This window comes from Marinobacter lipolyticus SM19, from assembly GCF_000397065.2.
Lineage (GTDB): Bacteria > Pseudomonadota > Gammaproteobacteria > Pseudomonadales > Oleiphilaceae > Marinobacter > Marinobacter lipolyticus.
Window position 1 is genome coordinate 229,451 of record NZ_KE007306.1, and the last position, 12,850, is coordinate 242,300.

The 12,850-nt window shown below is 56.0% G+C and carries 14 protein-coding genes; 3 read left to right on the forward strand and 11 right to left on the reverse strand.

Going from position 1 to position 12,850, the window contains the following annotated elements:
- Positions 1-6: 6 nt before the first annotated feature.
- The 3 genes from groL to MARLIPOL_RS01070 all read right to left on the reverse strand — a co-directional run bounded on the left by groL (position 7) and on the right by MARLIPOL_RS01070 (position 2,748).
- Complete coding sequence (groL, locus tag MARLIPOL_RS01060) at positions 7-1,659, reverse strand: chaperonin GroEL (RefSeq protein ID WP_012136194.1); 1,653 nt, start codon at positions 1,657-1,659, stop codon at positions 7-9.
- A gap of 78 nt (positions 1,660-1,737) precedes the next feature.
- Positions 1,738-2,025, reverse strand: a complete 288-nt coding sequence (groES, locus tag MARLIPOL_RS01065) for a co-chaperone GroES (protein ID WP_012136195.1) — start codon at positions 2,023-2,025, stop codon at positions 1,738-1,740.
- Between the two features lie 195 nt (positions 2,026-2,220).
- Positions 2,221-2,748 (reverse strand): FxsA family protein, encoded by a 528-nt coding sequence (locus MARLIPOL_RS01070; RefSeq protein ID WP_012136196.1) that lies wholly within the window; start codon positions 2,746-2,748, stop codon positions 2,221-2,223.
- Between the two features lie 121 nt (positions 2,749-2,869).
- Here MARLIPOL_RS01070 and MARLIPOL_RS01075 point away from each other — a divergent pair, with 121 nt between their 5' ends.
- Positions 2,870-3,631 carry an SDR family oxidoreductase gene (locus MARLIPOL_RS01075; protein WP_012136197.1) on the forward strand — a complete coding sequence of 254 codons (762 nt, stop codon included), beginning with the start codon at positions 2,870-2,872 and terminating at the stop codon, positions 3,629-3,631.
- A gap of 179 nt (positions 3,632-3,810) precedes the next feature.
- On the opposite strand, the gene MARLIPOL_RS01080 is transcribed toward MARLIPOL_RS01075, so the two are convergent.
- From MARLIPOL_RS01080 to MARLIPOL_RS01090, 3 genes are all read right to left on the reverse strand, one after another.
- Positions 3,811-4,122 (reverse strand): MGMT family protein, encoded by a 312-nt coding sequence (locus tag MARLIPOL_RS01080; RefSeq protein WP_012136198.1) that lies wholly within the window; start codon positions 4,120-4,122, stop codon positions 3,811-3,813.
- Positions 4,123-4,259: 137 nt separating this feature from the next.
- On the reverse strand, positions 4,260-5,633 hold the full coding sequence (locus tag MARLIPOL_RS01085; protein ID WP_012136199.1) for an AmpG family muropeptide MFS transporter: 1,374 nt from the start codon (positions 5,631-5,633) through the stop codon (positions 4,260-4,262).
- A gap of 39 nt (positions 5,634-5,672) precedes the next feature.
- Positions 5,673-6,155, reverse strand: coding sequence for a YajQ family cyclic di-GMP-binding protein (locus MARLIPOL_RS01090; protein WP_012136200.1), 483 nt, complete (start codon positions 6,153-6,155; stop codon positions 5,673-5,675).
- 127 nt (positions 6,156-6,282) lie between these two features.
- Here MARLIPOL_RS01090 and MARLIPOL_RS01095 point away from each other — a divergent pair, with 127 nt between their 5' ends.
- Complete coding sequence (locus MARLIPOL_RS01095) at positions 6,283-7,254, forward strand: response regulator (RefSeq protein ID WP_012136201.1); 972 nt, start codon at positions 6,283-6,285, stop codon at positions 7,252-7,254.
- Positions 7,255-7,563: 309 nt separating this feature from the next.
- On the opposite strand, the gene MARLIPOL_RS01100 is transcribed toward MARLIPOL_RS01095, so the two are convergent.
- The 5 genes from MARLIPOL_RS01100 to MARLIPOL_RS01120 all read right to left on the reverse strand — a co-directional run bounded on the left by MARLIPOL_RS01100 (position 7,564) and on the right by MARLIPOL_RS01120 (position 12,310).
- Positions 7,564-8,775, reverse strand: a complete 1,212-nt coding sequence (locus tag MARLIPOL_RS01100; protein ID WP_012136202.1) for an argininosuccinate synthase — start codon at positions 8,773-8,775, stop codon at positions 7,564-7,566.
- Between the two features lie 141 nt (positions 8,776-8,916).
- On the reverse strand, positions 8,917-9,321 hold the full coding sequence (gene fliS, locus MARLIPOL_RS01105; protein ID WP_012136203.1) for a flagellar export chaperone FliS: 405 nt from the start codon (positions 9,319-9,321) through the stop codon (positions 8,917-8,919).
- 35 nt (positions 9,322-9,356) lie between these two features.
- On the reverse strand, positions 9,357-10,766 hold the full coding sequence (gene fliD / locus MARLIPOL_RS01110; protein ID WP_012136205.1) for a flagellar filament capping protein FliD: 1,410 nt from the start codon (positions 10,764-10,766) through the stop codon (positions 9,357-9,359).
- Between the two features lie 201 nt (positions 10,767-10,967).
- Positions 10,968-11,405, reverse strand: coding sequence for a flagellar protein FlaG (locus MARLIPOL_RS01115; protein WP_012136206.1), 438 nt, complete (start codon positions 11,403-11,405; stop codon positions 10,968-10,970).
- A 77-nt stretch (positions 11,406-11,482) separates the two neighbouring features.
- Positions 11,483-12,310 carry a flagellin N-terminal helical domain-containing protein gene (locus MARLIPOL_RS01120; RefSeq protein ID WP_012136207.1) on the reverse strand — a complete coding sequence of 276 codons (828 nt, stop codon included), beginning with the start codon at positions 12,308-12,310 and terminating at the stop codon, positions 11,483-11,485.
- A gap of 394 nt (positions 12,311-12,704) precedes the next feature.
- Here MARLIPOL_RS01120 and MARLIPOL_RS19000 point away from each other — a divergent pair.
- Positions 12,705-12,850: flagellin N-terminal helical domain-containing protein (locus tag MARLIPOL_RS19000; protein ID WP_456085428.1), on the forward strand; the 146-nt coding region annotated here is incomplete at its 3' end.

Consider the following 12,850-nt stretch of genomic DNA (forward strand, 5'->3'; position numbering starts at 1 on the left):
GGGGGCTTACATCATGCCGCCCATGCCTCCCATTCCGCCCATGCCACCCATATCCGGCATACCGCCGCCGGCTTTCTCGTCTTCCGGCTCATCCGCTACCATGGCTTCGGTAGTGATGATCAGGGAAGCAACGGAAGCCGCAGCCTGCAGCGCGGAGCGGGTCACCTTGGCAGGATCCAGGATACCCATTTCCAGCATATCGCCATACTCTTCCGTAGCGGCGTTATAGCCGTAGCTGCCTTCGCCCGAACGGATGTTGTTGACGACAACGGATGGCTCGCCACCGGCGTTCTGCACGATCTGACGCAGCGGCGCTTCCATCGCGCGACGCAGGATGTTGACACCAGCCTTCTGCTCTTCGTTGATGGCGTCTACTTTATCCAGTGCGGCAATCGCACGGATCAGGGTCACACCACCACCGGCAACAACACCCTCTTCGACCGCAGCGCGGGTTGAGTGCAGTGCGTCTTCAACGCGAGCCTTCTTCTCTTTCATTTCGACTTCAGAGCCAGCGCCAATCTTGACCACGGCAACACCGCCAGCCAGCTTGGCCACGCGCTCCTGCAGCTTCTCCTTATCGTAATCAGAAGAGCTGTCTTCGATCTGCTTGCGGATCTGCTCAACGCGAGCTTCAATGTCGGCCTCAGCGCCGGCACCGTTGATCACCGTGGTGTTTTCCTTGGTGATGTTCATGCGCTTGGCAGTACCCAGGTCGTCCAGAGTGGTGTTCTCCAGAGTCAGACCCACTTCTTCGGAAATCACAGTACCGCCAGTCAGAATGGCGATGTCCTGCAGCATTTCCTTACGACGATCACCGAAGCCAGGTGCCTTCACAGCGGCAACCTTGACGATACCGCGCATGTTGTTGACTACCAGGGTAGCCAGCGCTTCGCCTTCGATGTCCTCGGCGATGATCATCAGCGGCTTGCCAGCTTTGGCAACGGCTTCCAGTACCGGAAGCAGTTCACGGATGTTGGAAACTTTCTTGTCAACCAGCAGGATGTATGGGTCTTCCAGCTCTACGGACATGTTGTCCTGGTTGTTGATGAAGTACGGGGACAGGTAGCCGCGATCGAACTGCATACCTTCAACCACGTCCAGCTCGTCTTCCAGGCCACGGCCTTCCTCAACGGTGATAACGCCTTCTTTGCCCACGCGCTCCATGGCGTCGGCGATGATCTTGCCGATGCTTTCGTCGCCGTTGGCAGAGATGGTGCCTACCTGGGCAATGTTGCGGTTGTCATCGCACGGCTTGGCCAGATCACGAATCGCCTGAACGGCAGCGATAGTAGCCTTGTCGATGCCACGCTTCAGATCCATCGGGTTCATGCCCGCGGAGACTGCCTTGATACCTTCACGTACAATGGCCTGAGCCAGAACGGTTGCAGTGGTGGTACCGTCACCGGCGTTGTCATTGGTCTGGGAAGCAACTTCCTTGACCATCTGGGCGCCCATGTTCTCGAACTTGTCTTTCAGCTCGATTTCCTTGGCTACGGACACACCATCTTTGGTGACGGTCGGCGCGCCAAAGGATTTTTCCAGAACCACGTTACGGCCTTTCGGACCCAGGGTTACCTTGACCGCGTCCGCCAGGATATTAACGCCTTCAACCATGCGCTTGCGGGCGCTGTCGCCGAATCTAACGTCTTTTGCTGCCATGTCTTCTATTCCTGTTCGTTAAACCGAAGTTGTTGAGTCAATCGGAATAATGAGAGTTCGTGCCGGTCGCTTCCGCGATCACTCAAGCACGCCGTAGATGTCGTTCTCGCTCATGATCAGGAGCTCTTCACCGTCAACCTTTACGGTATTACCGGCGTACTGACCGAAAACCACGGTGTCACCTACATTGACCGCCAGAGCACGGGTTTCGCCATTATCGAGTACCCGGCCATTACCAACGGCAATCACCTCACCCTGGGAGGGTTTCTCTTTGGCATTACCCGGCAGCACGATGCCACCTGCGGTTTTCTCTTCTTCTTCCTTACGGCGCACGACAACACGATCGTGTAGCGGACGAATTTTCATTGCTCGGTTTCTCCAATAGTCAGATTAGTGTGGCAATGACATTTGCTGTTGTAGGTCGGATTAGCAAAGCGTAATCCGACAAATTGCCCGGCTTGATAACCGCCTGTTTTACAGTGGATATCAGCCCGCAGCGAACTTGTGTCTTCTATTTGGGGTAGCCGGTAGGTATTTTCAACACCCGCGATAGAAATTTTTTTACTTTTTTTCGATGCGGTCGTGATCCCGTTCGGTTTCGTCCCGGTATTTACCGTCGATGATGTCACCATTGGCATCACGATCGAACGGACGTTGCTGACCAAAAGGGTTTTCACGGTTGCCGAACGGCCCCTGCCCACCACCGGCCTGGAAATGAAAACTGCGGGTCTGACCGGACACCACCAGCCGTTTCAGAACCTGCGCGACAAACCAGTGCCGGGTACCGGGAATCAGGCAGAGAAACCCGATCGTGTCAGTAATAAAGCCCGGGGTCAGCAGCAGCGCACCACCCACCGCCAGCACCAGCCCCTCAGCCACTTCCTTTGCCGGCAGTTCACCGCTGTTCAGCCGCTGGTTCGCCCGCAATAACGTCGCCAACCCCTGCTGACGCAACAACCAGGCACCCACCACCGCTGTCAGCAGGACCAGCCCTATGGTATTCAACACGCCGATCATGCCGCCGACCTTGATCAGCACCGCCATCTCGGCAATGGGCATGACGATAAAAAGAAACAGAAACACGGACAAAAGGGCCTCCTCAGTATCCGACCACCAGCCAAAACACTCTCTGATATACTCCGCGCACCAATAAGAACCAATCGGACGCACAGAAAACGTAAACCACTGTAGAACTTAGTTAGGGCAAAACATGAAACTTCAAGATTCCGTGATTGCAATTACTGGCGGTGGCCAGGGCCTTGGCCGCGCCATGGCCGAATACCTGGCAGCCAAAGGCGCCAAACTTGCGCTGATCGACCTGATGCCGGAGAAACTGGAAGAAGCCGCTGCAGCCTGCAAAGCTGCCGGTGGCGAGGCGAAAAGCTATGTGTGCAACGTCGCCAAAGAAGACGAGGTGGAGAAGACTTTCGAGACCATCGTCTCTGACTTTGGTCAGCTGAACGGCCTGATCAACAACGCTGGAATCCTCCGCGATGGCCTGATGGTCAAAGCCAAAGACGGTGAAATCACCAAGCGTATGGAGCTGTCCCAGTGGCAGGCGGTTATCGATGTGAACCTGACGGGCGTCTTCCTGTGTGGCCGTGAAGCGGCAACCCAAATGATCAAGAACGGCGATCAGGGCGCGATCATCAATATCGCTTCCATTTCCCGTGCCGGCAATATGGGTCAGAGCAACTACTCCGCCGCCAAGGCCGGCGTGTCTGCGCTGGTTCCGGTTTGGGCGAAAGAGCTGGCCCGCTATGGCATTCGTTGCATGGGCATTGCCCCGGGTTTCATCGAGACCGAGATGACCGCGTCCATGAAGCCGGAAGCCCTGGAGAAAATGACCGCCGGTATCCCGCTCAAGCGCATGGGCAAGCCGGAGGAAATTGCCTCGGCTGCGGCGTTTATCTTTGAGAATGACTACATGTCCGGCCGGATGATCGAGGTGGATGGGGCTTTGCGGCTCTGATTTCCTTTTCCCTTGGGGTAGCCCTCTGGTGAAGGGGGCTGGTCCCGGGGTGGGGGTACCTTTTCTTTCGGAAAAAGAACTCGCTGCGCTCAGACACCTTTGTTCCTGCAGAAAAGGTACCCCCACCCCGTGACCGACTTAACTTCGAGGGAAGGCCCCCATGACTCCAAGCCTGGGTGTTATGGCCGCCACTGGAAACGTTTCATGGACACCCGGCCGTTGAGGACTTCCACGCCTTCCTCGCGCAAGCGGAAAACCTGGGTTTCGTAGGCTTCCGAGCCTTGCGGAAAGGCAATCTGGCCGGAACTACGGATGACCCGGTACCAGGGGATGGAATGACCCGACGGTAGTTTGCCCAATGCACGGCCCACAAACCTTGCCTGTCGCCCCAGACCCGCCATATCCGCTACCTGACCATAACTGGCGACTGACCCCGGCGGTATTAAAGCCACAACCTGCCAGATTTTCTGTTCTTTAGTTGGTTCAGACATGGCCTAACCTTCCGTTAGTCTGATCGGTCCAGGGGTGGGGTACCTTTTCTGCCGGAATAACGATGTCTGAGCGAAGCGAGTTCGTTTTCCAGAAGAAAAGGCACCCCACCCCTGGGCCAGCCCCCAGCCACCAAAGTTCACTGGGACTCAGGAATACCCTCGGCCTCCTCATTACGAGGCGCCAAAGCATCCAGACGCTCACCCTGGCGGATCATGTAGATCGCCAGGAGGATGGCGGGAACGCCCATGAAACCCGCGACCAGGAAGAACTGGGCGTAGCCGAAGTCCGCCACCACGATGCCGGAGAAGCCACCGATGAACTTGCCCGGCAGGGTCATCAGCGAGCTGAACAAGGCGTACTGGGTGGCGGTGAACGAGGCACTGGTCATGCTGGACAGCCAGGCGATGAGTGCCACGTTGGCTATGCCGCCGCTCAGGTTATCGGCACTGACCACCACAGCGAGGGTGATGATATCGGGCGGGTACTGGGCCAGCAGCACGAACAGCAGATTGGTGGCTGCGGTCATCACCGCCCCCAGCAACAGGATGCGGCGTACGCCGTAGCGCACCACCATGACACCGCCAATCAGCGAGCCGGCGATGGTCATGAAAAAGCCGAAGATCTTGGTCACATCCGCCACCTGGGTTTTAGAGAAACCCATGAAATCCAGGTAGAACGGATTGGCCATCACCCCCATGGCGATGTCGGATATGCGGTACACCGCGACCATCAGCAGAATCAGCAGGGCCAGCTCTTTATAGCGGTGGAAGAAGTCGAGGAATGGGCCGGCCACGGCGGCGTAGAACCACCCCACCAGTCGGGCCACCCGGGGATTCAGGTGGGCACGCTTGCTGGCTTCCTCTTCGATCTTGTGGGCAATGTCCTGGGCCGCGGCGAAGTGGTTTACCCTGGGCTCGCGCACGATCAGCACCGTGACTGCACCAACACCCACCAGCAACGCCATGACCTCGTAGGACACCTGCCAGGACCAGAATTCGGCGAGATACAACGCGCCGGCACCGGCCACCAGCAGAGCCAGCCGATACCCGAAAATATAGGTAGCCGCCAGAGCAGCCTGCAGCCGCTCTTCGGCGATCTCGATGCGGTAGGCGTCAATCGCCACATCCTGGGTGGCGGAAGAAAACGCCACCAGCAGACCACACAGCGCCATCATTTCCGGGGCGGCGATGGCATCCACATGGGCCATCAGGTACAGCCCTGTGGCAATGCCGGACTGGGCCAGCAGGATCCAGCTACGGCGCTTGCCCAGCAACCGATCCAACAACGGCAGCTTCAAGCGGTCCACAACCGGTGCCCAGAACACCTTGATGGAATAGGTAATACCCAGCCAACTGAAGAAGCCGATGGTGGCGGTTTCCACGCCCACATCCGCCAGTCGCGCGTTCAGCGTGGAGAATACCAGCAAAAACGGCAGGCCCGCCGAAAACCCCAGGAACAACAGGGCGATGACCTGCCAGCGGGTGTAGGTGTAGAGCGTATCCCTGAGCAACGCCAGGCGGGTACCGGATAGGATGGTGCGGCCTCCTGATCAGTCGCGGAAGTTGTTGAACTGCAGGGGAATATCCAGCTCAGCTTCTTTCAGCATGGCAATTGCGGTTTGCAGGTCATCCCGCTTTTTGCCCGTCACCCGGACCTTGTCACCCTGAATACTGGCCTGCACTTTGAGCTTGGCATCCTTGATCATCTTGACGATCTTCTTTGCCATATCGGTTTCGATGCCCTGCTTCAGCAGCAGGTGTTGCTTGACCAGTTTGCCGGCCTTACTCTCGCCATCCTCGGACAGCGCACGACTGTCTATCTTGCGTTTGGCGAAGGCCATCCTCAACATGTCCAGCAGTTGCTCCAACTGGAACTCCTGTTCGGCACTGATGGTAATGCCCTTATCATCGTGCTCGATATCCGCTTCCACATTCTTGAAGTCCCAGCGGGTGCCCAGGTCTCTCTTGGCCTGGTCCACGGCGTTTGTGACTTCGTGCATATCAATTTCGGAAACAATGTCAAAAGAGGGCATGGTCGTTATTCTCCGCAAAACGTTATGGGTATACTTCGTACCCGGCTGGCCAAAGAAATAAGGGCAGAGCATAGCAAGACCCGCACTTTACCGCACCTGACAATGGACTGATAAGAAGTAGACGACAATGCCAAACCTGGACCTCCCCATCCTCGTAGTAGACGACGCAAAGTTCAGCAGTATGGTGGTTGGACGCACGTTGCGAAATGCCGGATATCGCGACGTACGTATCGCCAACAACGCACCAGATGCACTTGAACTGATGGAACAACGTCAAGTCAGCGTGCTGATTGCGGACTGGCTGATGCCGGAAATGGATGGCCTGGAGCTAACGGACCAGGTTCGCCAGCAAGACGAGCAGAATAACCACTATACCTACGTGATCCTGCTCACCGCCCGTGAAAGTGTTGAAGCCCTGTCCGAAGCATTTGACCGGGGCGTGGACGACTTCATCTACAAATCGGACATGACCAAGCAGCTGATTCCCCGGGTGTTTGCCGCAGATCGCCTGGCGGACCGGCAGAATACCCTGTTGCGCGCCAACTCCCTGCTGATCGAGAATAATCGCGAGCTGGAAGCCACCAATATCATCGACCTGGAAACCGGTCTGTGCAACAACAAGTACGCCCGCGAACGCCTGGCCAAAACCTTGCGTCATGCAGAATCCCGCAATGGCTCAACGGCCTATGTGTTGTGCGGCATCCGCAACTGGCAGGAACTCAAGCGCAAACACCCGCCGTCAGTAATGAGTGAGCTGGCCATTGGTATAGCCCGCCGCCTGAGCCACCTGATACGCCCGATGGACGCTTTGTGCCGGGTGGGCGACAACCAGTACGCCATCGTGGCCTATTTCCCCCGGAGCGAGAACTGCACCACCACGACGTACCGACGAGTGTTCGACGGCATCAACCACAAAGCCCTGAAAACCACCGTGGGGTACATCTCCGTGGAAGCGGGCATGGTGTTGTGCAAGTCCGATGCGCAAAGCGGCACGCCCTCAGTCCCGGAGGTTGAACAGGCAGCGGTTCAAGGATTGGTGGATGCATATGAGACTCGGCGGTTTACGGAGACAATGCCGGAGGTGGCGGAAAAGGTTTAACCCGACAATACACTCGGTAACACGGCATCACACATCACCAACAGACCTGAGAGCACGAAAGCCCTACTATGAAATTGTGGATTCAAGCAGTATCCCCCATGGCGGAGGAGCCGGGTAGTACCTCCGCCGCAGTATGGGGGAAGAATCCCTCGAATTAACGAATTTTTCAGGCACTTTCGTTCTTTCCTTATCTTCGGCCAGCTTCTTAGCTGGCCTTTTTATTGGGCGTAAGTGAACGGATTGCCCACCAGACACAAAAACGCCCGGACAATGCCGGGCGTTTCTGCAACTGCTGATCAAGGGGGAGCCTTACAGCTTACGCCCCTTACCCGCAGCAATACGCAACCGCAACGCGTTCAGCTTGATAAAGCCTTCCGCATCCTTCTGGTCATAGGCACCCTGATCTTCCTCGAAGGTGGCGATCTTCTCGTCAAACAGCGAATCCTCGGACTTACGCCCCACAACATCCACATTGCCCTTGTAGAGTTTCAGGCGCACGGTGCCATTAACGTAGGTCTGGGTCTGATCGATCAACGCCTGCAGCGCCTCACGCTCCGGTGACCACCAGTAACCGTTGTAGATCACTTCCGCATAGCGCGGCATGATGCTGTCCTTCAGGTGGGCCACTTCCCGATCCAGGGTGATGGATTCGATGGCACGATGGGCACGCAGCATGATGGTGCCGCCCGGAGTCTCGTAACAACCGCGGGACTTCATGCCCACGTAGCGGTTCTCAACGATGTCCAGACGACCAATACCGTTCTCGCCCGCCAGCTTGTTCAGGGTCTCCAGCACCACATGGGGCTTCATTTCCTGGCCGTCGATGGCAACGATATCGCCCTGCTTGTAGGTCAGCTCAACGTAGGTTGGCTTGTCCGGGGCTGCTTCCGGAGACACACTCCAGCGCCACATATCTTCCTCGGCTTCCGCCCAGGGATCTTCCAGGTTGATGCCTTCGTAAGAGATGTGCAGCAGGTTCGCATCCATGGAGTAAGGGGACTTGCCCTTCTTCTTCTCCACCGGAATATTGCGCTCGTCGCAGTAGGCCAGCAGCTTCTCGCGGGAATTCAGATCCCATTCACGCCAGGGAGCAATAACCTTAACACCCGGTTTCAGCGCGTAAGCACCCAGCTCGAAACGGACCTGGTCGTTACCCTTACCGGTAGCGCCATGGGAAATGGCGTCAGCGCCGGTTTCATTGGCGATCTCGATCAGACGACGGGAGATCAGCGGACGGGCGATGGAGGTACCCAGCAGGTACTCCCCTTCGTAGATGGTATTGGCGCGGAACATCGGGAATACGTAATCGCGCACGAACTCCTCGCGCAGATCCTCGATGTAGATTTCCTTAACGCCCAACGCCTCGGCTTTCGCCCGCGCCGGCTCCACTTCCTCGCCCTGGCCAATATCGGCGGTGAAGGTCACCACCTCACAGTTATAGGTATCCTGCAACCACCGCACGATAACGGAAGTATCCAGGCCACCGGAATAGGCCAGCACCACCTTTTTGATATCAGACATGCCCTTGCTCCAGACTGAACAGAATGGATGTATTGAAAATAAGGGCAGTATTGTACGGGAGAGCGGGGGGAATGGCTATTGGCAGGAAGGGTTAGGCCCCCTCTCCCCGCTCACGGGAGAGAGGGGGGCATGCACATTTATTCAACCAACAGCCTGAGTCTGCTGAGCAACCACCTCTTCACGAATCCCATCCCAGCCGTCTTTGACCGAGCGGAGCAAGCTAGCCACTTCGTCCAGCTTCTCAACGCTATTCCTGGCACTGGCCTCAAGCAGAGTCCGCTCCATATAGTCGTAGAGAGATTCAAGCTGAATCGCCAACTCACCACCCTGATCAAAATCCAGGAAGCTTCTCAGCCCGCCAATGATCTCGATGGTTTTGGAGATCAGACGTCCTTTACCCTCAATATCTCCAGCCTGCATCCGCGCCTTGGCCATGTTGATACGCTCAAGCGCACCGTTATACAGAAGCTGGATCAGTTTGTGGGGATCAGCATCGGTAATGCTGGTCTGGGTGTTGATGCGCTGGTATTGCTGAAGACCGTTCATAATCTGACCTCGTGGGATGTCAGCGATAGCTGGATTTAACCCTGGTTCTGGTTATTCTGTGGAGCAAGCGCTGCCAACTGCTGGGCAACGAAATTTCCGTTACTCTGAATCTGTGCAATCAGCGAATCAGCTGCCGAAAACTGCCGGATCAGCCGCTCTTCATAGGATGCAATTCTCAGGTCGAGACGATCACGCTGATCCTGAATACTTTCCAGTGTGCGATTGAGCCCATCAGTCCGGTTCGCCAGCGCGCCATCACTGGCAATAAAATCGGAGGCTACATTGACCATACGCTCGGCAATGCCCTCAACGCCATCCTTCTCGGCGAACAACGCTGTCATCGCCTCCGGATATGCCTCAAGCTGCTCCTTGAACACGTCCTGATCAAATTCCAGTTTTCCAGTGCTGGGATCCGTCTTGATACCGACATCAGCCAGCATTCGAATCGGCGAATCCTCCAGGCCCTGAGGAATAGTGGTCAACATCCTGCGCAGCTCACTCTGAATACCGCGCACGGTTGAATCACCACTGAGCACACCACCCTGCCCCGATGCCTCATTGAAGCCGGAAAACTTCTGTATGACATCCTGCAAGGCATTAAATTTGTCGACGAACTCTTGCACCCGTCCGGCGACGGCCTCGGGGTCTTGCTCAACTTTGACGGTGGAGGTGCCGATGGATTTCACATCAAAGGTGACACCTTCAATCACACCTTCCACGGTATTTGATGAGCGGGTAATTTCGATACCGTTAACATCAAGAATCGCGTCTTTGGCCTGGACTGTTTCTTCCATATTCGATGCGGTTCCATCGAACACAAACTGGGACAGCCCGGCCCCATCAGTGTTGTTACCGTCATTATCGGCCACGGAAACCTGGATTGCGTTATCTACGCCAGTGTCTTCGGCTGACATCACCAGGCGAAATCCGGAACCGGTATCCACCACGCTCGCGGAGACCCCGACATTGGCCTCATTAATAGACGCAGCCATTCCTTCAAGCGTGTTATTCGTACCATCCACGGTAATATCAGTCGCGACACCGCCCACGTTGAGCGTGAGCGTACCAGTGCCTACCGTAGTGGTATCCCGATCCGCAAACACCCCTGAGGCAAGAGACTGAGCCTGGGCAAGCTGTTTAACATCCAGGCTGTAGGAGCCACGATTGGCAATGGAAGGATCAATGGATACACCTGCCACGGCTTCGTTAGAAGACGTCCCGGTAAACGCCCGCATGCCTTCAATAGTGCTCAGCTTCTCCATCGGAGTACGCAAAGCTTCAAGTGCACTGCGAATGTTGCCGTAGGCGGAGATCTTTGCCTCGGTCAGCGACTGCTTCTGATTAAGGCGTTGCTCTGTAGGCGCGCGCTCCGCGTTGACCAGCTGATTCACCAGGTCATTGCTGAAGATCCCGGATCCCGCGCCTAACGATGTAATTGATGCCATGATCCCGCCTCCTGAAAGGCTTAATAACGATGTACTAACCCATTTAACGGCCGGAAGCGGCAAAACTTTGCCCCATTTCCCGACAACCGTGTTACAGATTGTAAGTTTCCCGCATACCGAAGCGGAAAAACCGCCGGTCCCGTACGGGCGCGGCGGTGCTGAAAGGCCGTTATCTAACCTGCGCCGGAATGCGGCAAGGTTTTACACCTTGGCGTTAAATAACGTCAGCGGTTCGTCCTGCTGCAAGTTTTCTGCCAACCTCAACGCAACCTCATCCGGAATCTGGCGAATGACTTCCCGGGTCTCCTGATCCACCACACGCACGATGGTCTGGCCCAGATCGTTATTCACTTCAAACTGCAGATCCCGCTGCACCGTCTGAACATAATCATTCAGTTTAGTCACTGCGTCGTCCAATTGCTCCCTCTGATCCACACTGCTTGCCACAAGCTTTTCAGCTTTTGACGAATCCTGGATCTGAGGACTCTGGACTGATACAGAACGGCCAGTAGACGAGGCGGCAAACTGAGCGGAGACATTGCTGCCTTCGTTCTGAGGTGACGCGTTTGCCCGAGCCGGAGCCTGCTCACTGGAGCGAACCAGCTTCAAATCCGGGCTGTTCAGGTTCACGTCATTCATAGCTTACCTCGCTATCCTCTAACGGCGGTAAGCCACCCTTTCACATGGAAAGGGTGGCTGCCGTCACGATGCCCCTGTTACTGCAGGAGGGACAGAACCTGGTTAGGACGGGCGTTGGCCTGGGCCAGTACCGAAATACCCGCCTGTTGCAGTACGTTGGACTTGGCCAGCTTTGCAGATTCGGCCGCAAAGTCGGCGTCCAGAATCCGGCTGTTGGCAGCGCTTTGGTTCTCGATGGCAGTGCCGATGTTAGCAATAGTGGATTCGAACCGGTTCTGAACCGCACCAAGATCGCCACGGGTTCCGTTGACAACACCCAAAGCAGCATCAACCTCGTCAATCACAACCTTGGCAGCAGCGGCAGTGCTTACATCCCCTGTTGCAATACCGAGGGTAGTCGCATCGTGTGCCTGGGCAATGTCTACTGTGATCACGTCGTTGGCAGTGTTATTGGCACCAACCTGGAAGTCCTGAGCGGTGAAGGTACCATCCAGCAAATTGATTCCGTTGAACGAGGTGGAGCCAGCCACTCGGTTGATTTCCTCGATACGCTGATCAACTTCTGCCTGCAGGGCCAGGCGATCATCTGCAGAGTTAGTGGCGTTAGCGGACTGGACCGCCAGTTCACGAATACGCTGCAGGTTATTGGTTACTTCGTCCAGGGCACCTTCGGCGGTCTGGGCCAGGGAGATACCGTCATTCGCGTTACGCTGAGCAACTGTCAGACCACGGATCTGGGCGTCAAAGCGGGTGGAGATTGCCAGACCGGCAGCGTCATCCTTGGCGGAGTTGATGCGCAGGCCAGAAGACAGACGCTGAAGAGCCTGGTCAGAAAGACTCTGAGACCGACCCAGTTGATTCTGTGCGTTGATTGAGGCGATGTTAGTGTTGATACCGAGAGCCATAGTGCTTCCCCTTCGACCGATGTCGTTTCTTCATGGAAAAGGTGTGGCGCCCGTTTTTTGGTTTGAAGCGCCGCCCTGTTATTCCACTTAACGGCGCCCCCAGACGTTCCTTTAGAAAAAAACCCAGTGATTTTGTTAAGGATTGTAAAAGGGCTAAAAAAGCGGCAAGGCAGTTCCGACTATAAACGCCAACAATCCGGCAAAAAACGGAACCCCCAACACAGACCAAGACATTAACTCATTAATTTTAAACGCTTTAGGAAAATGCCAAGACAAAGTGGCACGCCTTTCGCTACACCTCCCTCAAAACGGCAATTCCATGAATATCCGCCGGCAATGCGTCCCAAAGTGATCGGGCACGGGGTTACCGGCACCTCAATGTAGGGAGAAAAACATGCCACAGATCATCAATACCAACATTGCTTCGCTCAACGCGCAGCGCAACCTGAACGCATCCCAGAGTGATGCAAACACCGCGCTGCAGCGCCTGTCCTCCGGCCTGCGCATCAACTCCGCCAAGGATGACGCTGCCGGTCTGGC

Coding starts and splice junctions, on each gene's coding strand:
- MARLIPOL_RS01115 (WP_012136206.1), bottom strand. CDS start 11,405: ATGAATGACGTGAACCTGAACAGCCCGGATTTGAAGCTGGTTCGCTCC.
- fliD (WP_012136205.1), bottom strand. CDS start 10,766: ATGGCATCAATTACATCGTTAGGCGCGGGATCCGGGATCTTCAGCAAT.
- MARLIPOL_RS01075 (WP_012136197.1), top strand. CDS start 2,870: ATGAAACTTCAAGATTCCGTGATTGCAATTACTGGCGGTGGCCAGGGC.
- groL (WP_012136194.1), bottom strand. CDS start 1,659: ATGGCAGCAAAAGACGTTAGATTCGGCGACAGCGCCCGCAAGCGCATG.
- fliS (WP_012136203.1), bottom strand. CDS start 9,321: ATGAACGGTCTTCAGCAATACCAGCGCATCAACACCCAGACCAGCATT.
- MARLIPOL_RS01120 (WP_012136207.1), bottom strand. CDS start 12,310: ATGGCTCTCGGTATCAACACTAACATCGCCTCAATCAACGCACAGAAT.
- MARLIPOL_RS01100 (WP_012136202.1), bottom strand. CDS start 8,775: ATGTCTGATATCAAAAAGGTGGTGCTGGCCTATTCCGGTGGCCTGGAT.
- groES (WP_012136195.1), bottom strand. CDS start 2,025: ATGAAAATTCGTCCGCTACACGATCGTGTTGTCGTGCGCCGTAAGGAA.
- MARLIPOL_RS01090 (WP_012136200.1), bottom strand. CDS start 6,155: ATGCCCTCTTTTGACATTGTTTCCGAAATTGATATGCACGAAGTCACA.
- MARLIPOL_RS01095 (WP_012136201.1), top strand. CDS start 6,283: ATGCCAAACCTGGACCTCCCCATCCTCGTAGTAGACGACGCAAAGTTC.
- MARLIPOL_RS01080 (WP_012136198.1), bottom strand. CDS start 4,122: ATGTCTGAACCAACTAAAGAACAGAAAATCTGGCAGGTTGTGGCTTTA.